Source organism: Ralstonia sp. 25C (assembly GCF_051904805.1).
Taxonomy (GTDB): domain Bacteria; phylum Pseudomonadota; class Gammaproteobacteria; order Burkholderiales; family Burkholderiaceae; genus Ralstonia.
Map to the genome: position 1 here is coordinate 2,964,623 of NZ_CP196737.1, position 19,913 is coordinate 2,984,535.

The 19,913-nt window shown below is 64.3% G+C and carries 18 protein-coding genes; 5 read left to right on the forward strand and 13 right to left on the reverse strand.

Annotated elements, in window-relative coordinates; translation table 11 throughout:
* Positions 1-14: 14 nt before the first annotated feature.
* From ACS7SF_RS13905 to ACS7SF_RS13935, 7 genes are all read right to left on the reverse strand, one after another.
* Positions 15-2,003 (reverse strand): type II and III secretion system protein family protein, encoded by a 1,989-nt coding sequence (locus tag ACS7SF_RS13905; RefSeq protein ID WP_439890329.1) that lies wholly within the window; start codon positions 2,001-2,003, stop codon positions 15-17.
* 108 nt (positions 2,004-2,111) lie between these two features.
* Positions 2,112-2,963 (reverse strand): Flp pilus assembly protein CpaB, encoded by an 852-nt coding sequence (gene cpaB / locus ACS7SF_RS13910; protein WP_439890330.1) that lies wholly within the window; start codon positions 2,961-2,963, stop codon positions 2,112-2,114.
* A gap of 49 nt (positions 2,964-3,012) precedes the next feature.
* A complete protein-coding gene (locus ACS7SF_RS13915; protein WP_439890331.1) occupies positions 3,013-4,461 on the reverse strand; it encodes an ATP-binding protein in 1,449 nt (482 codons plus the stop codon).
* Positions 4,462-4,522: 61 nt separating this feature from the next.
* The gene (locus tag ACS7SF_RS13920) at positions 4,523-5,068 is read right to left on the reverse strand and encodes an A24 family peptidase (protein ID WP_439890332.1); all 546 of its coding nucleotides are present in this window, start codon (positions 5,066-5,068) and stop codon (positions 4,523-4,525) included.
* Between the two features lie 101 nt (positions 5,069-5,169).
* On the reverse strand, positions 5,170-5,340 hold the full coding sequence (locus tag ACS7SF_RS13925; RefSeq protein ID WP_439890333.1) for a Flp family type IVb pilin: 171 nt from the start codon (positions 5,338-5,340) through the stop codon (positions 5,170-5,172).
* A 46-nt stretch (positions 5,341-5,386) separates the two neighbouring features.
* The gene (locus tag ACS7SF_RS13930) at positions 5,387-5,557 is read right to left on the reverse strand and encodes a Flp family type IVb pilin (RefSeq protein ID WP_439890334.1); all 171 of its coding nucleotides are present in this window, start codon (positions 5,555-5,557) and stop codon (positions 5,387-5,389) included.
* A gap of 150 nt (positions 5,558-5,707) precedes the next feature.
* Positions 5,708-5,875, reverse strand: coding sequence for a Flp family type IVb pilin (locus tag ACS7SF_RS13935; protein WP_426397348.1), 168 nt, complete (start codon positions 5,873-5,875; stop codon positions 5,708-5,710).
* 961 nt (positions 5,876-6,836) lie between these two features.
* Between ACS7SF_RS13935 and ACS7SF_RS13940 the strand changes: the two genes are divergently transcribed.
* From ACS7SF_RS13940 to ACS7SF_RS13955, 4 genes are all read left to right on the forward strand, one after another.
* Positions 6,837-8,105, forward strand: coding sequence for a glycosyltransferase family 87 protein (locus ACS7SF_RS13940; protein WP_439890335.1), 1,269 nt, complete (start codon positions 6,837-6,839; stop codon positions 8,103-8,105).
* 8 nt (positions 8,106-8,113) lie between these two features.
* Positions 8,114-9,412 carry a glycosyltransferase family 87 protein gene (locus ACS7SF_RS13945; protein WP_439890336.1) on the forward strand — a complete coding sequence of 433 codons (1,299 nt, stop codon included), beginning with the start codon at positions 8,114-8,116 and terminating at the stop codon, positions 9,410-9,412.
* Positions 9,412-10,425, forward strand: coding sequence for a glycosyltransferase family 2 protein (locus ACS7SF_RS13950; protein ID WP_439890337.1), 1,014 nt, complete (start codon positions 9,412-9,414; stop codon positions 10,423-10,425). The genes ACS7SF_RS13945 and ACS7SF_RS13950 overlap by 1 nt, the downstream gene beginning before the upstream one ends.
* Positions 10,426-10,517: 92 nt before the next feature.
* On the forward strand, positions 10,518-11,696 hold the full coding sequence (locus tag ACS7SF_RS13955) for a glycosyltransferase family 87 protein (RefSeq protein WP_439890338.1): 1,179 nt from the start codon (positions 10,518-10,520) through the stop codon (positions 11,694-11,696).
* On the opposite strand, the gene ACS7SF_RS13960 is transcribed toward ACS7SF_RS13955, so the two are convergent.
* The 6 genes from ACS7SF_RS13960 to ACS7SF_RS13985 all read right to left on the reverse strand — a co-directional run bounded on the left by ACS7SF_RS13960 (position 11,650) and on the right by ACS7SF_RS13985 (position 18,529).
* Positions 11,650-12,783, reverse strand: coding sequence for an acyltransferase family protein (locus ACS7SF_RS13960; RefSeq protein WP_439890339.1), 1,134 nt, complete (start codon positions 12,781-12,783; stop codon positions 11,650-11,652). The two genes, ACS7SF_RS13955 and ACS7SF_RS13960, sit on opposite strands and share 47 nt — an antisense overlap.
* Entirely contained in the window at positions 12,780-14,177 is a 1,398-nt protein-coding gene (locus tag ACS7SF_RS13965) for a glycosyltransferase family 87 protein (protein WP_439890340.1), read from the reverse strand. The genes ACS7SF_RS13960 and ACS7SF_RS13965 overlap by 4 nt, the downstream gene beginning before the upstream one ends.
* A complete protein-coding gene (locus ACS7SF_RS13970) occupies positions 14,119-15,498 on the reverse strand; it encodes a sigma 54-interacting transcriptional regulator (protein WP_439890341.1) in 1,380 nt (459 codons plus the stop codon). The genes ACS7SF_RS13965 and ACS7SF_RS13970 overlap by 59 nt, the downstream gene beginning before the upstream one ends.
* Positions 15,499-16,464: 966 nt before the next feature.
* Complete coding sequence (locus ACS7SF_RS13975; RefSeq protein WP_439890342.1) at positions 16,465-16,989, reverse strand: TPM domain-containing protein; 525 nt, start codon at positions 16,987-16,989, stop codon at positions 16,465-16,467.
* A gap of 15 nt (positions 16,990-17,004) precedes the next feature.
* Complete coding sequence (locus tag ACS7SF_RS13980) at positions 17,005-17,889, reverse strand: TPM domain-containing protein (RefSeq protein ID WP_439890343.1); 885 nt, start codon at positions 17,887-17,889, stop codon at positions 17,005-17,007.
* A 13-nt stretch (positions 17,890-17,902) separates the two neighbouring features.
* Positions 17,903-18,529 carry a LemA family protein gene (locus ACS7SF_RS13985; RefSeq protein WP_426397363.1) on the reverse strand — a complete coding sequence of 209 codons (627 nt, stop codon included), beginning with the start codon at positions 18,527-18,529 and terminating at the stop codon, positions 17,903-17,905.
* A 407-nt stretch (positions 18,530-18,936) separates the two neighbouring features.
* Between ACS7SF_RS13985 and dapA the strand changes: the two genes are divergently transcribed.
* Complete coding sequence (gene dapA / locus ACS7SF_RS13990) at positions 18,937-19,845, forward strand: 4-hydroxy-tetrahydrodipicolinate synthase (RefSeq protein ID WP_439890344.1); 909 nt, start codon at positions 18,937-18,939, stop codon at positions 19,843-19,845.
* Positions 19,846-19,913 lie beyond the last annotated feature (68 nt).

The window sequence follows — 19,913 nt, forward strand, 5'->3', positions numbered from 1 at the left end:
CATGGTTCCCGGGGTCAGCGTGTCTGCGGGGTTGTGGTCGTATCGGCCACCGCCGTCTGCCGGCCTTGCGTCTTGTTCCTGGCTTGGGCCAACCGCGCTGCGGTGGCTTCGATCCGGGCGACACGTGCAGCGTTGTCGTCGGTGGGCGCCGGGGCAGGTGTGACGGTGGGCGTGGGCGCAGTTTCCGCAACTGGGGCTGGCGTTTCCGGCGCATCGTTCGCGGGCTGCGTGGGCGCGACCGTGCTCAGCTCAGTGCGCGGTGCGGGCGCGGCCGGAGCGACGGGTGCGGGCGCAGCCGGGGCTGGCACGGGTGCCTGCGAGCTCGGTGCCTGTGCGGGCATCTTTGGCGCGGGTGCGGGGGCGGCAGGAGTTGCCGCAGCACCTGCCGGCTTGGCCGTGCGGGTCTTGGTACCCGAGCCTTCCATGTTGCCCGTCATGTAGACCGCGAGGTCGCTGGGCGTGGAGAAGCTGTCCGTGGGCAACGGAACCGATGCGGCCTGCATCGGCTGCACCAGCCGTGGCGTGATGACGATGACCAGCTCCGTCAGATCATGCTGGAACTGCGTGCTGCGGAACAGCGTGCCCAGGACCGGGATCTCGCCTGCGCCAGGCAATGCCTTGAGCGAACCGCGCGCATTGTCTTGCAGCAGGCCGCCGATGGCGAAGCTTTCGCCGTCGCGCATTTGCACGGTCGTGGAAGCACGCCGGGTCGTGATGAGCGGCAGGATGGTCTGGCCGTTCGTGTTTGCGCCCGTGACCGTTGCGCCCGTGGGCGACAGTTCCGACACCTCCGGCGCCACCTTGAGGTTGATGCGGCCATTGGCCATCACGGTTGGCGTGAACTTCAGCCCAACGCCAAACTCCTCTTCCTGCAGCGTGATGGTGGGTGCGCCGCCCGAGGAACTGCTCTGCGCCACCGGGATGTAGATCTTGCCGCCCGCCAGGAAGCTCGCTTCCTGCCCGCTGAGCGTGACGAGGTTCGGTTCGGCAAGGATCTTCACCAGGCTGTCGTTCTTCTGCGCGTCCAGCTGAACCTGGAAGGGCCTGTTGTTCGCCTTGTTGCCGAACAACGCGGTGGACGAGCCGGTCAGCAGCGAGGTCAGGAGACCCCCGCTCCAGGATCCGAATCCGCCCTGGACATTGAGTGCCGAGCCCAGCTGGTTGAGCAGCGTCTTCGACACTTCGGCCACTTTGACTTCCAGCATGACCTGCTGCGGCGTGTCGACGATCATCATGTTGATGACCGGCGCACCGCCGCTGCTGCCGCCTCCGCCACCGCCGAGTGCACCGGCCGCGCCACCGCCCTTGTCTGCGCCGCTTTGAGCGGAGGCAGCATAGGCGTGCGCGATTTCCATGGCCTGCTGTGCGGCTTGTGCACTCGACACGTTGCCGGCGAGCACCAGGCTGTCTGCCGCGGTCATCACGCGAATCTTCGATTCACCCGGCATCAACTGTGCGAGCGAGGTCTGCAAGCCGCCGGCATCTGCGTTGACCACCACGTTGACGATGCTGCAAGCGCCGCTGCGGCCCTGCACGATCATGTTGGTGGTGCCCACGCTACGGCCGAGCAGGTACATGGATTGCGGTGACACCATGGTCGCCTGCACCACGCCCGGATTGCCCAGGGTGCGGTTGCGTACCGGCTCCGGCAGCGAGATGAGCAAAGACTTGCCAACCGGGACCACCACGCTGCTCTCGCCGCGCACGGCGCCCGTGCAGTTCGGGCCGCGTACGTCAGCCGCCGGCGCGGTCGCCAGCGCCGGGTTCATGCTGATCGTCATCTGCATCGGCGCGGAGACTCCGCCGCGAGACTGCATCACGACCGGCGCCGTGGTGGACTTGGCTACGGCACCGGCTTCCATGGCCGTTTGTGCTGTCGCGTGCGGCGGCATGCAGAGCATGGCACCGGCGGCACTCGCCAGGACGAGCATGCGTGTGCTGCCGAGGACCTGTGCGCGACGTAGCGCGACAGTGGCGACATTGGTTTTTTGGTTCGTCTTCATAGCTCCCCCCCGAGGGTCTGCTGCACAAGATGAAAATGCGGTTGATACGCTGTGGTTGGTTAACCTCTACGTTGCAATGCGTGTTGAAGGACTGTCAGGTGCGGTGGGTCAGAAGCATTCCATGCTGCCTTGCACGCCGGCCAGCACACCGATGCAGTCGCGTTGCCGGACCGTGCCTGACGCAACGTGGTGCACCTTGGCCGTTGCGCGCGGGGCGCTAACCATCACGACCTTCGGTGCGGGCTCGGCTGCAGGCGTACCCAGCAAGGTGCCTTTCGTGGCGCCGCCGGTTGCCGTGGCGGCAACGTCGACCTGATTGCGCAGCACCAGCGAGAGCGTGCCCACGCTGCGTGCCACATCCAGCTTTTCTGCCTGATCGGGCGAGACTTCCAGCGTGACCGCGTTGACGACCTTGGGCTGGGTATCGTCCCGGCTCACCTGCTGCGCGACCGCCAGCACCAGGATCTTTTCCAGCACGATCTTGGAGATGCTGTTGTTATTGTTGTTTGCGCTCTTCGCGTCTTCGTTGGTGTTGACGATGACGTCGACCAGGTTGCCCGGCAGTGCGAAGCCCGCCACGCCCACCACGTCGTTCACACGTACGGTGATGGCGCGCTTGCCTTCTGCGATGACCGCAGACAGACCGCCTTTAGTGCCGATGGGCGCGAGCTTGTTTTCCAGGATCGGTTCGCCTTTTTGCACACTCGCGCGCACGACACGACCTTGAAGCGCCTTGGGATCGTCAAACGTGCCCGGTGGCAGGCTGCCGGCGGGCCAGCTGACCGTGCGCAACTGCTCGTTGCCCAGCGGTTGGCCGAGGTCCATGTCGCTGGCGGCCACGACGACTTGTTTGACGGAGCTGGATGACTGCTGAGACAGCCAGCGTGATGCCGATACGACGGCCGCGATCCCCGCCACCAATGCGACGACCAGCATCACGATTGCACGCGCGTTTTTCATGATGAGTTCCCCCTTCTGAGTCCAATAAAGCGGATCGGATATGCAAAGTTCAGGTGCGAGCCTGCATGTCTTGCCGCCAGCCCGTGCCCGCACTCATGGAATCGGTTGCCTTGAAATCCGTGTGCGAACAAAAGTAGATTTGCCATGCCCGGCGCAGCGCGTCTTCCGTCACCTCGGAGGGCCCGCCGTGGTACTGCACGGCGGACGCCACCAGGCGCAGCAGATCGCGCGGAATGCAGGCCAACAACGGTTTGCCGCTGCCGCCGTGCAGGGTTTCACGCAGGTAGTCGAAAGCAGCGGCTGCGTTCTGCAGACCGAGATCCAGCGCGGCGCGCAGATAGACCTCGCGGTAGTCGGCCACCGAAAGCGGCCCCACATAGAGCTTGCTGCCGAGCCGGCGCAGGAAGGCATCGTCGCCAAGCTGGGCAGGCTCGAGGTTGGTGGAGAAGACCGGCCACACATCGAACGGCACCGAGAACCGCACGCCGTTGCGCAGCGAGAACATGTCGACGCGGCGGTCCAGCGGCACGATCCAGCGGTTGAGCAACTCGCTCACGCCCACTTGCTGGCGGCCCAGGTCATCGACGATGTAGATGCCGCAGTTGGCCTTCATGTGCGGGGGCGCCTGGTAGAAGCCGGTGGTGCCGTCATAGCGCAGCTCGAGCATCTCCAGGGTGAGTTCGCCGCCCGAGAGCACCGCGGGCCGATGGCACATCTGCCAGCGGCGGTCCAGCGGGCGGCGGGCAGTGGAGACAACAGGAGCGCCATCGTCTTCCTGTGCCACGTGTACGAGCGGGTCGAAGATCTGGATGATTTCGCCGGCGATGGTGATGGCGTGCGGCACCGGCACCGTGCCGGGCAGCAGCATCCCGAGGTGCTGGGCGAGATAGGTCTTGCCGCCACCGGCAGGGCCATAGAGCATCAGCGCACGGCTCGTGTTGAGCGCCACGCCGACGTCGTCGAGCAGGTCCGGCGGCATCACGAACGTGCTGAAGGCGGCGGTGACATCGGTCTTGGACAGCGAGGCGAACTGGATGGAGTGCCGTTGAACGGATTCAACGTAGGCCTCCAGCGTGACGGGCGCGGCGCCGACATAGCTGCAGCGCGCGGTAAATTCGGCGGCGCGCACATAGCCGGCATCGGTCAGGTGGAACCGCACGTCCAGATCGTTCGCGCCCCTGTGGGCCACTTCCAGCATGCGCTCGCGCACAGCGTAGGCGGCAACTTCATTGATGACCATGGCGGGCAGCTTGATGGTGTCCATCAGCATGACCAGCGTAGCGCTGCGATGCAGATAGGCCACTTTCATCAGCAGGCCGAGCAGCAGCGCGATGTCCAAACCGGTTTCGGCGACGGTGCGCGGCAGGATGTGCCAAGGGGCGGCGGGCTCGCGCCGGACAGCATCCGACCCCGTAGGCAGCGGCACAGCTTCGAGCGCGCGCGGCGCATGCTGGGCATGCCCGAATGCTGTGTGCTCGATCTTTGGGTCTCCAATCATTTTCGTCACCGTTTGGCCGAGTGGATAGGAAGTGCGCGTCGAGGTGTGCAAATGGGGGTCATCAAGCCGACACAAACAGAACAGCAATCGTGCCGGCGGCAATCGCCACGCCGTATGGCAGGGTGCCCACCGACCAGGACGCATCGGCTTGCGGCGTGGGCGCCCCCGCTTCGCGGCTGATCTGTCCCGACGTCAACAGAACATCGCGCAGGTTCCGGCGCAGTTGCGCCATGCGCTTGTGCCGAAGGGTGAATGCCAACGCCCAGACGCCGCCGATCACGAACGTGGCCAGCGCAATCTCAAAGGCCATGAAGGCACCCAGCCACGCACCCACGGCGGCCATGAGCTTGACGTCGCCCGCAGCCATGCCGCGCAGCAGATAGAAGGGCAGGAAGATCACCAGGCCCGTAAGCCAACCGGACGTCCACTCCAGCACGCCAGTGCCGATGCCGTGGATCAACACCTGCAACGGCAGCGCTACCAGCCACGCACCGAAGGTCAACCAGTTCGGGATACGGCGATGCTGCGCGTCGATAGCCGCCGCAGTCAGCGCCACGCCCATGGCAACGGGGCCGATCATTGGCGAGAGCAGGGTGGCGTCGTTCATGGTGTCCTCGGGTGCTTTGGTGTGGGTGCGTGTTCAGTTCGATGGGGTCGGGTTTTGCAAAGGTTGTTGTTGTTGTTGTTGTTGTTCGGTGCTGTGCGGCATCACGGCATGGCCGCAGCGATCATTTCGTAGAGCGACTTCACGCTGCTACCCAGCGCTATGACGGAGGCGAGAATGACGATTGCGATAAGCGAACCCAGCAGCGCGTACTCGATCGATGTCACGCCCTGATCGTCGCGCAGCCACTTCCTGGGGTTGATGGGCTTGTGCATGCTGGTCTCCTGCATAGCGCTGGTAGCTGATCGCGTTGGCGGTTCTTTAGAGCGCGGCCGCAATGGTGGAAAACACCGTGCTCAGGTTCGTACCGACGAGTTGAACCGAGGCGATGATGACCACGGCAATCAAGGCGGCGATGAGGCCGTACTCGATTGCAGTGACCGCCTGGTCGTCGTGCAGGAACTGCCGTAGAAGCGTGCTGGAACTGTTCATCACAATCTCCCTTTGCCAGAGGCAGAAGTTCTGCCTTGTGTTGCTGGAGCGTGGGTTGCCAGGTTGATGGCGACCCACGCCTGCTTTCGCTTGACGTGCATTGCGTTTCAGTCGGATGCAATGAGCCACGCGTTTGCAACATCTGCGCGCTTAGAGCGCGTTGGCGATGTTGTTGAACACGGTGCTCAGGTTGGTGCCGACCAGCTTGACCGAAGCAATGATCACGACAGCGATCAGGGCGGCGATCAGGCCGTATTCGATGGCGGTCACACCATCTTCATCACGGGCGAAGTGCTTGAGTGCGTTGAGGTAGTTCATGACAATCTCCTTCAGTGGGAAAACATGCGCGTTCGAAAAGCCAAAGCGAAAGAGGTCATGTCGGCGGCGCACAGATGGCACAGGCATGGAACGGCCAGCAGCCCTCGCTGCTGTCATCTGCCCGCAGGAACTCAGGTGACACACAGCGCGCGGCGCTGCGCTGTGTGTTGTCCCGTACGGGCGATGTAGGCGTGTTGTTAGTCGGCATGGGTTTCGATCCCTTGTTCAATTCGATGCTCTGAATTGGAGATTCCGTTTTGCTTCGCCGTCTGCTGCGAACCTGCTGCTCCCCGTTCAAGGCGGCGGTGATGATGTCCTGCGAACTGGCATAGGCAAGAGCCGGGCCACCCCCACGCACTTCCATGTGCGACAAGGCTTTGCAGGAAATTCGGGAGTGTCGCGGTGCGTGCCGGAGGGCGGATGCCCGCATTCCGGGGCCGAGGAGTTGCCAGGGGGAAACGCGTGGCGTGGCACGTCGATTTGGATGAGGCTACGTAGGGATGACGCAGCGCAAGGGGGCTCTCATACAAATGGACGGGTGGGGGATTGGCGTAGTGGATGGTGGAAATCGCCGCCGCGTCGGCTGGGGGGCCGCATGAGGCCCTCCACCGCGCCCTAGCCGGGGGTGTGCCCATCGCCGGGCGACGTTTCCGGATGGAAACGTTGATCGATCCTCCTGGCGCCGCTCTCATGGGGTTGCGCGCAGCAAGGCCGTCGCCACAACGCATTGGGGGAAATGTCCTCACGCTTCAGCGCTGAAACGTCGATGCCATTTTGCCGATCGAGCGGTGCCAAAACTGACCGCCAGGCGCATGCCCTGCCTTGCCTTATCCGAGTGCGCGAACAAGACTGGGCTCTAAGACCCGCACGCAGCGCGAAGCTGTCGCGCGTGATGAAGCCCACTCGACGCAGCACAGCCATCATGTGCCGCGCGCCACCCGGAACCGACGCGAGGAGCAGCATGAGCCAGAGATCTGTGCGTCTACCAGCCACGGGCGCCGCCGCTGCGGTTCGTGCGGCGGATGGGGATGCCGCTGGCCACTGGGTCAACCTGGCCCGGGTACGCGCCTACAGCGGTGCGGTGCTGGTTCTGTTCTGTGCGCTGCTGCTTGGCTGGGCCTGGACAAGCAAGGGTTTTGCCGATGCGGCGGTGGCGCGCCCGGGAACGGATTTCTCGGCGTTCTGGGGGGCTTCCCATCTCGCGTTGACGCAGGGGCCTCTGCAGGCCTACGACGTGCGCCAACTCACCGCGGTGATTACCGAGCATGGAACCTTGGGGAAGGGCGCCGAACTGATCCTCCCCTGGCTCTATCCACCGACTTTTCTGCTGATGGTCTTGCCACTGTCACTGTTGCCGCTGACCGTGAGCTATCTGCTATTCCTCGCGGGCACGGGGCTCTTCTATTTCAGATCGATCAGCACATTGGTGGGGGCGCAGCACCCCTGGCGGCAAGGGGTGTGGCTGCCCGTGCTGGCTGCGCCGGCCACGCTCATCACCATTCTTGCGGGCCAGAACGCGCTGTTGACGGCGGGTTTGGCGGGGGCCGCTGTGTATCACCTGAACAAGCGCCCTGTGCTTGCGGGTGTGCTGATCGGTGTGCTGGCCATCAAGCCGCAGCTGGCGGTGTTGTTCCCGCTGGCGCTGGTGGTCTCGCGTGCATGGAGGGCACTGGCCAGTGCGCTGCTGACGACGGTGGCGTTTGCCTGCGTGAGCGTGCTGGTGTGTGGCTGGCGCACGGTGCCGGCGTTCCTTGCCAATGCGCAATGGGTGCGGACGAGTTTTATCGAAGGCGGCGCCAACCTGTGGTGGGGCATGCCAACGCCCATTGCCGCCGCCCGGCTGGCCGGGGCGAGCGTGACGGGCGCCTACGCCGTACAGGCGTTGGTCGCGTTGGCGATGGCCGGCGCGATGGCCTATGTCTGGCGGCGGACGACGGCGTTTGAGCTGCGTGCCGCTGCGCTGGCCATTGCCACGCTGATGGTGTCGCCGTATCTGCGTGACTACGAGTTGACATGGCTGGGTGTTGCCATTGCCGGGGTGGTGGGTGACGGCGTGCGTGAGCGCAGTGGCAATGGCTTGTCGAGCGGCGAGCGAACGCTGCTCGTGGTGGCTTGGCTGTTACCGCTCTACGAGCACGCCAATCCCTACCTGAAGCTGCCGCAGATCGGGCCGCTGGTTCTGATGGTCATGATGGCGCTTGTTGTGCGCCGCGTGGCAACGCGGATGTGAGGGGCACCATGGCCACCGCTTGGAACCTGCTCAAGCACAGGACCCCCGAAGCAACTGCAGCGGACGCGCGCCACTGGCTGGGCCCGGACCGCCTGCGCGTGTATTCGATGGCCGCGCTGGCGTGCTACGTCTCGTACTTTGCGATCTGGGCTGTCCGTGCCAGTGTGTTGAAGGTCTCGGGCGTCTTTCCGCTGGGCGGCGATTTTCTGGTGTTCTGGAGCGCCGCGCAGTTGGTCCTGCAGGGGCACCCGCTCGCTGCCTACGATGTGGCCATACTTCATAGCCTGGAACTGGCAACCGTGCCACTGGTGGCGACCACCCAGGGTTGGCTGCCTTGGTTCTACCCGCCAACGTTCCTACCCTTCGTCGCGCCGTTCGGGCTGTTGCCGTATGGGCTCGCTGTACTCGTCTTCCTGGGCGTCAGCGTCGGATGCTTCCTCTGGGTGGTCAGCCGGATCGTGCCGTGGCCGCAGGCATGGTTGCCCTGCGCCGCGTTCCCCGGGATTGCAGTCGTGCTCGCCACCGGGCAGAACGCACTGTTGCTGGCGGCGTGTGCTGGCCTGGCCCTCACGCTGCTGCATTCGCCTCGGCCCAGGCGGCCCGCCAGCCCGATTGCCGCAGGCATGCTGCTGGCACTGCTGACGGTGAAGCCGCAGTTGGCTTTGATGTTTCCCGTTGCCCTGGTGTGCGCGAGAGCATGGACAGCGTTGATTGCAATGGCACTGACCTCGCTGGCGCTGGCAGGGCTGGCGCTGGTGGCGTTTGGTCCACAGTCGTTTATCGCATTTCTGCATAACGCGGCGTATGCGCGGTCGGTCGTGGAATCCGGCGCGGTGCACCTTGAACGCATGCCGACCCTCTTTGCCATGGCCAAGATGCTGCACGGTGGGGTGGTGTTGGCCTACACGCTGCACGGGTTGGGGGTAGTGGCGGCCTGCGCTGTGGTTGCTTATGCATGGGGCCGGCCGTGCAGCTTTGCACTGCGCGCCGCTGCCGTCCTGACGGCCAGCATGCTCGCCAGCCCCTATTTGTACGACTACGACCTGGCCTTCCTCGGTCTGGCCATCGCCTGGCTGGCCTCCTACGCATGGCGCGACGGGTGGCTGCCTGGCGAACGTGAATGGCTGATCCTGCTGTGGCTTCTGCCGCTGGGCGGAATGCTTCTGATTGACCGAATCGGCGTTCAGCTGATGCCGGTTGTATTGCTGCTGGCCCTGGCGCATATCGCGCGCCGCATTCATCTTGAGCGCACACGCACCGCGCCGCACAGTCGCGTGCCGTGGCGCCTTGGACGGGGAGAACAATGATGTCGGATTACAAGAGAAACCAACTGCTTTCGCTGGTGGTGCCCTTCTACAACGAAGGCGAGGCGCTGGAGTCCTTCTTTGCACGCGTCGTGCCGATCCTGGAGTCGATCGAGATCACGCAGTTCGAGATCGTGTGCGTGAACGACGGCAGCAAGGATGACACGCTGCAGAAGCTGATCGCCGTGTCGCATCTGGACGAGCGCGTACGGGTGATCGACCTGACGCGCAACTTCGGCAAGGAAGCGGCGCTGACGGCCGGCATTGACGAGGCACTGGGCGACGCCGTGATTCCGATCGACGCCGATCTGCAGGACCCACCGGAACTGATTCCCACCTTGGTGGCGCACTGGCAGAAGGGCGCGGAAGTGGTCCTGGCACAGCGCGCCAGCCGCGCCTGCGATACCTTCCTCAAGCGCGTGACGGCTGCGGCGTACTACCGCGTTCACAACACGTTGTCCGACCTGAAGCTACCGGAGAACGTTGGCGATTTCCGCTTGATGGACCGTGCCGTCGTCAATGCGCTCAAGCAGTTGCCCGAGCGCCACCGGTTCATGAAGGGCCTGTTTGCCTGGGTGGGCTTCAACACCGTCATCGTCCCGTACGAGCGGGAGGCGCGCAGCGCTGGGCAGTCGAAATTCTCCGGCTGGCGCCTGTGGAATTTTGCGCTGGAGGGCATCACCAGCTTCAGCACCTGGCCGCTACGGAGTTGGACGTATATCGGTCTGGCGATTGCCAGCCTGGCATTCGTGTACGGCAGCTACATCATTGCGCGCACCATGGTCCTGGGCGTGGATGTGCCGGGGTACGCTTCGCTACTGTCGCTGCTGCTGTTCTTTGGCGGCTTGCAACTGATCGGGCTGGGCGTGGTGGGGGAATACATCGGCCGCATCTACGACGAGGCCAAGGGGCGCCCGATCTATCTCGTCAAGCGCCGCTATCAGGAGCGCCGGCTGCGCAGCCGGTTGACGGGGGAGCGACGCGTGCTCCAGATGGTGCGGGGCCAGCGCGGCTAGGCGCATTCCAGCATGGGAGGCGCGTCATGTCGGCAACGCAATCGGGGCACCGCCTGGCGCGTCGGCTGACCGTCTATGCGATGGTGGCAGGGGTGCTGCAGATCTTGGCGCTGGGGATCTGGGGCCTCCGGTTCTACGTGCTGGACGATTGGTCGGCACCCATGCTCGGCTACGACTTCTCGGTCTTTTGGTCGGCTGCCCGGGTTGCGGTGGAACACCACGCAGCAGCGGTATTTTCGGCGCAATGGATGCAGCCGATGGAAGAGTCGTTGCGGCACCAGATCGGCTACTCCCCATGGCCGTATCCGCCGACGTTCCTGCTGACGGTCCTTCTCTTCGGGCTGCTGCCATTCGGGGCGGCACTCATTCTCTACTTTGTGCTGGGCTTGTCCGTCTATGGCGTGATGCTTGCGCGCATCAGCCGCGGCCTCGACCGTGCGTGGCTGGCTTGGCTTGCCGCGTTCCCAGGGGTGCCAGTTGCGTTGGGGCTGGGCCAGAACTCGCTGTTGACGGTGTCTGCAGCCGGGGCCGCCCTTGCCTTGCTGGAAACCCACGCGGGACTTGCCGGAGTGTGCATCGCGGTACTCGGAATCAAGCCTCAACTGGGTGTGCTGTTTCCGCTGGTGCTGGTATGCGGTCGGCAATGGAAAGCGCTTGTTGTTGCGAGCCTGTGCACCTCGGCTTTCGTTGCCGGCAGCGTCGCCGTCTGCGGGGTGGATGCGTGGCGCGCGTTTGCTGCGTATCTTCCCGAATTCAGCCGGATCGTGGTGGAGCAGGGGGGCCGTGAGATGTGGCTTGGTATGCCGACTGTATTTGCCATCGGCCGCAGCCTGGGCTTGCCGGTGAGTGTGGCCTACGCCCTCCATGCGTCCGTTGCCGTACCCGCCGTGATGGTCATGGCCTTCTTGTGGGTCAAGCGCGCCCGCTTCGAGCTTCGCGCAACGGCCTTCGTGGTGGCCACGCTGTTGGTGCAGCCCTACATCATGTTCTATGACTTGGTATGGATGGTCCTGCCAATCGTGTTTCTGATGCGCGATGCCAGGGTCCAGGCATTGACTCGTCTGGAGTGGGTTCTGCTGGCTGCGGCGTGGTTGGCACCTGTGCAAGGCGTTCTTGCAGCGTATGTCGGCCGCTACCTTCAGGTGCTGCCCGCGGTGTTGGGGGCGTTGCTGGTCATCGTGATGCGGCGCTATCTCGCATCCACTGAAGCGCAGAGGCAACCGGCTAGCGGTCTTGCTGCGCGCGTGGCTGGCGGGTCCCGACTGGTTTGAGACGCTGTGGTTGCGTAGTAGCGCTGGCGCGCAGCGTCTCATGGAGGCTCTGGGTCGGCGCCTGCGACGGCGTGGCACGCGAGAGCGCTTGAGACCACGCATTGAACCGATGACGAAATGGCATCTCGACGTAGTTGTGCAGCAGATGGGCAGCCGCGAACGCCCAGAAGAGAAAGAGCGCGTAGGTCACGAGTTGATCCATGAGACCGATGTCCGCCGGCATGCTGACGACGAGCGGCAACATGACGCCATGCGCAAGGTACAGCGGATATGACACCTTGCCGAGATACAGCGCAGCCGGCGTTTGAAGGGCGCGTGCGACGGGGCCGCGGTCACTGATGAGCGCACTGATCAGCGCGCCGAACGTCAGCGGTGCGGTCAATGCGGACCCTGGAAGAGTGTCAGCAGCAATGAGCAAGAACAGCGCTGCTGAACACGCAGCCACCTGAAAGACGGGGTGGCTCGTCAACGTGACAAGACGATCCCGGAACTCATAGATGAGGGTGCCAACAAAGAAGCCTGCAATACACCGCAGCCAGCCGAACTGGTGAACCAACTTACTGAGGCAACCGCCCTGAAGAAGACAGGCACGATCGATCTCGATCCAGGCAGCCAGTGCGCATGCCGTCAAAGCCAATGCTGCGAACACCCCCATGCGGACAGCGCGGCGCAGCAGGACGTAGCCCACCCCGAACAGCAGGTAGACATACATTTCGTCGCTGGTGCTCCAGCTCACGGCGTTGCCTATGCCCGCCTGGAAGACATTCAGGCCCTGCGACATGGTGGCAAGCGCGAGCGTCTCACCAACCTGCGGCAGATGGCGGGCCACGATGAGGGCCAACACGGTAGTTGTCAGATGCGTTGGCCAGAGGCGGCCGATGCGGCGGATCATGAATATGCGCAGGGAGGCCACGTTCGACAACTGCGGGCCACATGCGCTGCTGATGACGAAGCCGCTGAGGACAAAGAAGAGGTCCACCGCAAGATAGGCGTTGGCGGAGAGCGGGTGCGGCCATGCACAGAACATGTGATGCACCACGATGAACAAGGCCGCGATGCCACGCAAGCCTTCAAAGCTCTTGATCACGCTGTTGTTCCCTGTGCCGGATTGGCTGCGTTTGCGCCCGTCGCGGCAACGGGTTGTGCTGCCGTGTTGAAGGCCTCCCGCGGCGAGACCGCGCGTTGGGCAGCACGCGCGCGCTGCATGACAACGGCGAGCAACGCGACCAGCACGATTGGCGCCCACTGCCCCGTCCGGTGCGAGAGCACGGCGAACAAACCCTGCGCAGGGACAAGCCAGGCGGCAAGGACCACCGCCTTTTCGAAGCGGTTGCTGCCGTGGCGTACGAAGTCGATCGTGAGCCAAGCCATCGGCAAGGCCAGCCACGCCAGGTCGTAGTAGATGAGGTAGGGCTGCACCATCAACGTCGCGATGGGCAGTGAGGCAGCGCGTAACTCGAAGCGGCAGGGTCTGCGCCACAACCAGATGCAGGCGCCAATCACCAGTGTCGCCACGCACGCGTGCATCGCATACGACACCGTGGTCGAAACCCCAGCGGATCGCAAGGTGCCGAACACCGTTGGTGCGCCATACAGGATCACCCCGCCGTTCTCGACAATGGCATGGCGGAACATGGCCATGCTCTTCGCGGCGGCAACAAAGGTGTCGGTGCCGAATGCGAGCCAGCTCACCACCAGGGTCAGCATTGAAAAGAATGCCGCTGACATGAGTGCCCGCCACTGGCGCCCGCACAGCAGATAGAGCGGGAACAACACGCCCAACTGCGGTTTGATGCAAAGCACGGCGATGCACGCACCCGCTGCCACCGGAGAGCGCCGTAGCAGCACCAGCGCAGCGCCCGCCGCCGCCGCCGTGAAGAGCGAATTCTGTCCGGTGAGCAGCGTCACCCAGACGCCAGGAAATGCGAGGGCCGGGACGACCCAGGGCACTTGCTGCGATGCCAGCGTCGACCGGATCGCACCCAGATACAGCGCGACGCCGCAGCTCGAAAAAGCGACCGTTGCCGCGCCGAACGACAGTATCCCGATCGGGTAGATCAGCAGCAGGAACGTTGGCGGATAGGAGAATGGACCAAAGATGTCCGGCGGCAGGATGGCGGCCTCCGCAGCGCGGAGCAACGCCCAGTCATAGGCCGCCGTGGCACCGTGCGTCATGGCCAGGCCGGCGGCGCTCCAGAAGACGCCCAGATCCCACCCCGGCGACGGAATGGTGGTGTTCTTCAGGACATGGTGGCCCCACCACCATATCCCGAGCACGAAGTATTCGAGAAAGAGCAGGGCCCCGCCATACACAGTGAGGCGGCGGGTGCCCGGCCAACCTCCCTCCCTCGGTCTCGGCGCAGGGTCAATGCGCGCCGTTTGTTGTTTGTTCTGCTGGCTGACTGACATGGTCCGCCCCTGTTTATCCCTGCACGCACACCATCCCCAGCTCTCCCTTGCGGATCTGCAGCTTGTGCTCACGCATCATCCGGAACAGCGTGACGCGTGAGATGCCCAGCTCTTCGGCCACGTCGATGAGCCGTTCATGATTGCGTTGCAAGGCTTCCTTGACGGCGCAGCGCTCCGCCGCTTCCCGGGCCTCGGCCAGAGTGGGCGGGCGGGAAGGCTCTGCGGGCGGCTGCAAATCCAGATCGGCCGGCTTGATGATGCCGTCTTCGCACATGGCTGCGGCATGCCGGATTCGGTTGATCAGCTCGCGCACATTGCCTGGCCAGGTGTGCGAGCTGAGTGCGCGCAGCGCGGTCGGCGAGAACCCCTTGATGTGTTCGGGCGACTGGCTGCGGACGTTATTCAGGATGTGTTCGGCCAGCAGCAGGATGTCGGTATCGCGCTCACGCAAGGCGGGCTGCCTGACACGCAGCACGCAAAGGCGGTGATACAGATCGCCGCGAAAGCGCTCGGCTGCGATGGCCGCTTCCAGGTCGACATGGGTGGCCGAGATGACGCGCACGTCGACGGCAACCGACTCCGTGCTGCCCAGCCGTTCGATGCAGCCGGTTTCCAGAAATCGCAGCAGGCTGGTCTGGCTTTCCAGCGGCATATCGCCGATTTCGTCGAGGAAGAGGGTGCCGCCATGTGCCATCTCGATGCGGCCGAGCTTGCGCTTGACCGCGCCGGTGAAGGCGCCCCGCTCGTAGCCGAACAGTTCGGACATCAGCAGCGTGGGCGGAATGGCGGCGCAATTGACGGCAATGAATGGCTGGCCGGCGCGGCGCGAAGCGCAGTGGACCGCGCGTGCGGCGAGTTCCTTGCCGGTGCCCGACTCACCCGAGATGAGCACGGGCGTATCCCACTTCGAGACCTTTTCAATGCCGCGAAACAAGGACTGCATGGCAGGGCAGTTGCCGATCATGCCATCGGGGCGCAGTGCATCTCGCGCGTGCAAGGTGGCGGGGCGCAGGTTGGCCATGCCGATGGCGTGGCCGAGGGCGCGCGCCAGTTCCGCGCTGTCGCATGGGATGTTGTAGTAGTCGACAAAGTACAGGCCGAGTAGCTTGCGCATCGGCTCCGACAGCAAGTCACCATTGGCGACCACGCCAATCCAGCCGATGTTCTGCTGCGCCAGCCAGGGCTCCAGCTCTTCCAGTTCCGCGTCGGAGTAGCCGCAGTCCAGATCGAGCAGGCCGCCGAGGACGGGCTCATCGCCCAGATTCAGCGCCTCGAGATCGCGGCGGTTGTTAGCGAAGATCAGTCGCCAGCCCTGCTGAGCCAGGTAGCGGCAACGCGTTGCATCGTGACGTAGCGAGACATAGAGCAACGGACGGTTGATGTACGCGTTCATGTTTTCCCCCAAAACATTTTTATGGGGCCGCGCTTGCTGTTGCGGCACCAATGGACTGCTGGACCAGCCATCGGACAAGGGCGAAAGACCGCCTATCCGAAAATGCAGCAAATGCAGTCTGGGGGAGGAACCTCTCTGTGCCATGCAGCGGCAGACGTGCAGTGCACGCTTGGCAGCCTGGCTGTCTCGTTGGCTCGAGACTGGCTTTGGGCATCGGTTCGCACCGACGCTACCCCCGGACACTTCAACTTCTACTTTGGGTGCTTGGCCATCTTGTGTGGCCGGCGCACGCCGTGTGTTGCTGAACTTCCCCTTGGAACGCCGTTGGACGGGCACTCCGTCGTGAATCTGTGTCCTGCGGTCTCGGTGCGATGTGCTTACCGAGCGTTCGGATCGCTGTTTGGCCTTGCGGCCCCGGACAGTAGAGCGACGACCATGCCACGACGACGAAACCCTTGCCCCACAACGACTTGGGCTCGACTCGCGGTCTTTGCAGCGGCAGGTGTCAGGTGGATGTTTCGAATTGGATACGTGCCGAATCGCCAGGGCGGCTGGTGGAAATCGCCCAAGACACGGCTGATTTGTGCGCCGAGAGTCGCGCAAACGGACGCAACATGTGACGAGAACCCCCTGCTGCAATGCAAAAACGTGGGGACAACCACAGGGCGCTGAGATGGTTGCATCCGTGAAACATGCGGCCCATCCCTGCGTGCGTGGTTGTTGCAGTGGGTGGCGCTGTATCGCTCCACGCATAGGTGCGTCGCGGAAACGGCGTAGCGTTTTGTCGTCGATGTGGTGGAACGCGCCGGAGGAAATGACGCAGATTCATGAGGGCACGCTGGCTGTCGTCTCATCCTAAAAGATGAGACGCCTCGCTGCCTGGGCGTGTCGCCTATGCGTTCCCTTGGGCGTGCGAATTCGTATCAACGCTGAAACACGCGCCGGAAAACGCTCGCCGGTGCGACGCTACAGCACCAGTGGCCGATCGCTCAGTTCATTGGCGCGTGGCGTGCCATCGGAGGGCGCGTGCGTGGCCAGAATGTCGTTGATCTGCGCCAGCGCATCCCATACCGGCGCGATCGACACACGCTGCGCAAAGCCACGCGTGATGGTGTCGCAGACGGTGCGCCAGGCGTGCGCATCCACCTTGGCGGCGATGCCGTGGTCGGCCAGGATCTCGACCGCGTGGTCGGCCAGGTTGATATAGAGCAGCACGCCCACGTGTTCGTGCGTGTTCCACACCTCCAGCAGGCCAAACAGCGTACGCGCGCGGTGGCGCGGGCTGACGCCGGCCCACGCATCGCGCACCGGCAGCGCGCTTTCGATGACGACGCGCACTTCGCCGCGATGCCGTTGTTCGCCATCGCGCACGGCGGCTTCGAGCTTGCGGAGATCGTCCGGCGGAAACGCGCGCCGTGCGTGCGCCGGCGTGGTCAGCAGGTGGGTGAGGGCGCGGCGTGCGCCACGGGGGTGTCGGGGTTGGGATGCCATGGCTACGTTCACCGGTTACCAGTTGCCGGAGGCGCCGCCGCCACCGAAATCACCACCACCGCCTCCACCGAAGCCGCCCCCTCCACCACCTCCGCCGCCAAAGTCGCCATTGCCGCGACCCCAGCCGCCACCCAAGCCCCCCCCGAGTCCGCCACCCAAGCCGCCGATGGTGCCCGGGCCCCAGCCACGGTTGCCCATCATCACGCGCGAGCCCGGCCGGCCGGGCAGGCTGCCTGTCACACGGCCACCCGAACGCATCGCCGCGCTCAGCACGAAGAACACGATGATCGCCAGCGGAAACAGCACCGGCAGCCAATCGCCGATGCCGCCGCCCGACTGCTGTCGCTTGGCGCGTTCCGCCGGCGGCAGGCTCTCTTGCGCAATGACGGTCTGGATGGCCGAAATACCGGCTGACAGCCCGCCATAGAAATCGCCCTGGCGGAAGTGCGGCGCCATCACGTCCTGCAGGATGCGTTTGGATTGCGCATCCGTCAGCGACCCCTCCAGCCCGCGCCCGACCTCGATCCGCATCTTGCGCAGCGTTGCCGGGTTGTCCTTGGCGATGAGGATGATGGCGCCATCGTCCACGCCCTTGCGGCCAGCCTTCCACGCCTCGGCCACGCGGATGCCGTACGACTCAATCGGGTCCGGCGCGGTGGTGGGCACCATCAGCACGAAGATCTGGCTGCCGTGCTGCTGTTCGTAATCGGCCAGCACCTGTTCGAGCGCGTTGCGCTGTTGGGCGCTCAGCGTGCCGGTCAGATCGGTCACACGCGCGGCCAATGGCGGTACGGCCACCATGTCACTCTGTGCACGCGCCGGCAGCGCGGCGGCAAGCACGATCAACCACAAGGCGGTTGTCAGCAGGAAGGCAAAGAATGCGCGCGCGCGGATCGGCATGGTGGTCAGCCCGTCAGAACTTCACCGCCGGGGCGGTGGAAATGCCCTTCTCGTTCTCGACCGTGAAGTTCGGCTTGACCTGATAGCCCATCACCTTGGCCGTCAGGTTGGTCGGGAAGCTACGGGCCAGCACGTTGTAGTCCTGCACCGACTTGATATAGCGCTGGCGTGCCACGGTGATGCGGTTCTCGGTGCCTTCCAGTTGCGACTGCAGATCACGGAACGACTGATCCGCCTTGAGCTGCGGATAGTTTTCCGACACCGCCATCAAACGCGACAGCGCGCTCGACAACTCGCCCTGCAGTTGCTGGAATTTCTGGAATGCCGCCGGATCGTTCAGCACCTCCGGGGTGATCTGGAAGCTCGTGGCAGCCGCGCGCGCCTTGGTCACGGCTTCGAGCGTGTCCTTCTCGTGCGAGGCGTAGCCCTTGACCGTGTTGACGAGGTTCGGAATCAGGTCCGCACGGCGCTGGTATTGGTTGACGACCTCCGACCAGGCAGCCTTGGTGGCTTCATCCTTGGCCTGGAAATCGTTATAGCCGCAGGCGGAGAGAAACGGCGCCGCCAGCACGGCCAGCGAGAGCGCAAGCCAGCGCAGCACCGAAAAACGCGTCGAACGGAAGGTCAGGGCAGGGGTCATGGAGTCCTCTTGTCTGGATCTGAATCTGAAAAGAATGTGGCATGAGACAGACATCGTCTCTTGGCGTTCCAGCGCACTGTAGCTTATGCGCTTGACGCCCCAATCACATATCAGTACGGTATGGGGACTTTTTTGACAATTTCCATGCGCGCGATTTCCCTTACCTCGTCGATCTGCACGGCACCGGCTTTCAGCCTGTCGGTCGCGTCGACGCGCGCGCACGCCAAAAAAGCCTCCAAACAGCCGCTCGTCTGACCGGAGCGCTGTTCCGTCAGATGGGCGACGGAACAGCGGCTGACCGACTCACTCGACACGGTTGACCTCTCACCCGCATCTCGCGGGCCCTGTATTCCCGATGCGCTTCTGACGGTTCTTGATCGGTCGTTGATTCGTCCAGGAGTGTTGTCGTGCTTGAAAATTCATCCACTCATCCGTCCATCACCGCACGTCCGTCGTATGCCGGCATCTGGGTGCCCATCGTGACGCCGTTTGTCGACGACGCGGCGCGGTCGGTCGACTACGGTGCGCTGTATACATTAGTGGCCCGCTACCGCACGCAAGGCGTGGCCGGGTTCGTGGCCTGCGGCAGCACGGGCGAGGCCGCCGCGCTGACCGACCAGGAGCAGGCCGATGTGCTCGACACCGTGCGCGCCGCCGCCGACGGCTTGCCCGTGGTGATGGGCGTCTCGGGTAGCGCCCTGGCGCCGGTGCGCGAGCGCATGCTGCGGTTTGCCGAGCATCGGCCCGCCGCGTTCCTGATCCCCACACCGTCCTACATCCGCCCGTCGCAGGACGGGATCCTCGAATACTTCACCGCGCTGGCGGACGCGTCGCCCGTGCCGGTGTTGCTATACGACATTCCGTACCGCACCGGCGCAACCATCGACGTTGAAACGCTGCTCACGCTGGCCGCCCACTCCAACATCCACGGCATCAAGGATTGCGGTGGCGATGCGGACAAGACACAGCGCGTGATTGCCGATGGGCGCCTACAGGTGTTGGCGGGGGAGGATGCTCAGGTGTTCGGCACGCTGTGCGCGGGCGGTGTGGGCGCGATCATTGCGGCGGCCCACGTGCGGACCGAACTGTTTGTTGAGATGGCGCGGGCGGTACAAGAACAGCGTTTGAACGATGCGCGCCACTTGCACCACGCGCTGGCGCCGGTGATCCGCTTGCTGTTCGCACAGACGAACCCGGGGCCACTCAAGGCGCACCTCGCCGCCGAAGGGCTGATCCAGAACGTCCTGCGCGCGCCGATGATGCGGGCGTCCGAGGCGCTGGCGGCTCAGTTGCAGGAAGCGGTGACGCTGCTCTGATTGGCCGGTTCCGTTTATAGTGCACCCCTGCGCGAGTAGGGGGTGCCTAGATCACACCACGCGCTACA

What these genes read in the sequence shown, in the direction of transcription:
- ACS7SF_RS13950 (WP_439890337.1), top strand. Translation starts at nt 9,412, where the DNA reads ATGTCGGATTACAAGAGAAACCAACTGCTTTCGCTGGTGGTGCCCTTC.
- ACS7SF_RS13920 (WP_439890332.1), bottom strand. Translation starts at nt 5,068, where the DNA reads ATGAACGACGCCACCCTGCTCTCGCCAATGATCGGCCCCGTTGCCATG.
- ACS7SF_RS13980 (WP_439890343.1), bottom strand. Translation starts at nt 17,889, where the DNA reads ATGCCGATCCGCGCGCGCGCATTCTTTGCCTTCCTGCTGACAACCGCC.
- ACS7SF_RS13930 (WP_439890334.1), bottom strand. Translation starts at nt 5,557, where the DNA reads ATGAACAGTTCCAGCACGCTTCTACGGCAGTTCCTGCACGACGACCAG.
- ACS7SF_RS13945 (WP_439890336.1), top strand. Translation starts at nt 8,114, where the DNA reads ATGGCCACCGCTTGGAACCTGCTCAAGCACAGGACCCCCGAAGCAACT.
- ACS7SF_RS13985 (WP_426397363.1), bottom strand. Translation starts at nt 18,529, where the DNA reads ATGACCCCTGCCCTGACCTTCCGTTCGACGCGTTTTTCGGTGCTGCGC.
- ACS7SF_RS13975 (WP_439890342.1), bottom strand. Translation starts at nt 16,989, where the DNA reads ATGGCATCCCAACCCCGACACCCCCGTGGCGCACGCCGCGCCCTCACC.
- ACS7SF_RS13935 (WP_426397348.1), bottom strand. Translation starts at nt 5,875, where the DNA reads ATGAACTACCTCAACGCACTCAAGCACTTCGCCCGTGATGAAGATGGT.
- ACS7SF_RS13970 (WP_439890341.1), bottom strand. Translation starts at nt 15,498, where the DNA reads ATGAACGCGTACATCAACCGTCCGTTGCTCTATGTCTCGCTACGTCAC.
- ACS7SF_RS13925 (WP_439890333.1), bottom strand. Translation starts at nt 5,340, where the DNA reads ATGCACAAGCCCATCAACCCCAGGAAGTGGCTGCGCGACGATCAGGGC.
- cpaB (WP_439890330.1), bottom strand. Translation starts at nt 2,963, where the DNA reads ATGAAAAACGCGCGTGCAATCGTGATGCTGGTCGTCGCATTGGTGGCG.
- ACS7SF_RS13915 (WP_439890331.1), bottom strand. Translation starts at nt 4,461, where the DNA reads ATGATTGGAGACCCAAAGATCGAGCACACAGCATTCGGGCATGCCCAG.
- ACS7SF_RS13905 (WP_439890329.1), bottom strand. Translation starts at nt 2,003, where the DNA reads ATGAAGACGAACCAAAAAACCAATGTCGCCACTGTCGCGCTACGTCGC.
- ACS7SF_RS13940 (WP_439890335.1), top strand. Translation starts at nt 6,837, where the DNA reads ATGAGCCAGAGATCTGTGCGTCTACCAGCCACGGGCGCCGCCGCTGCG.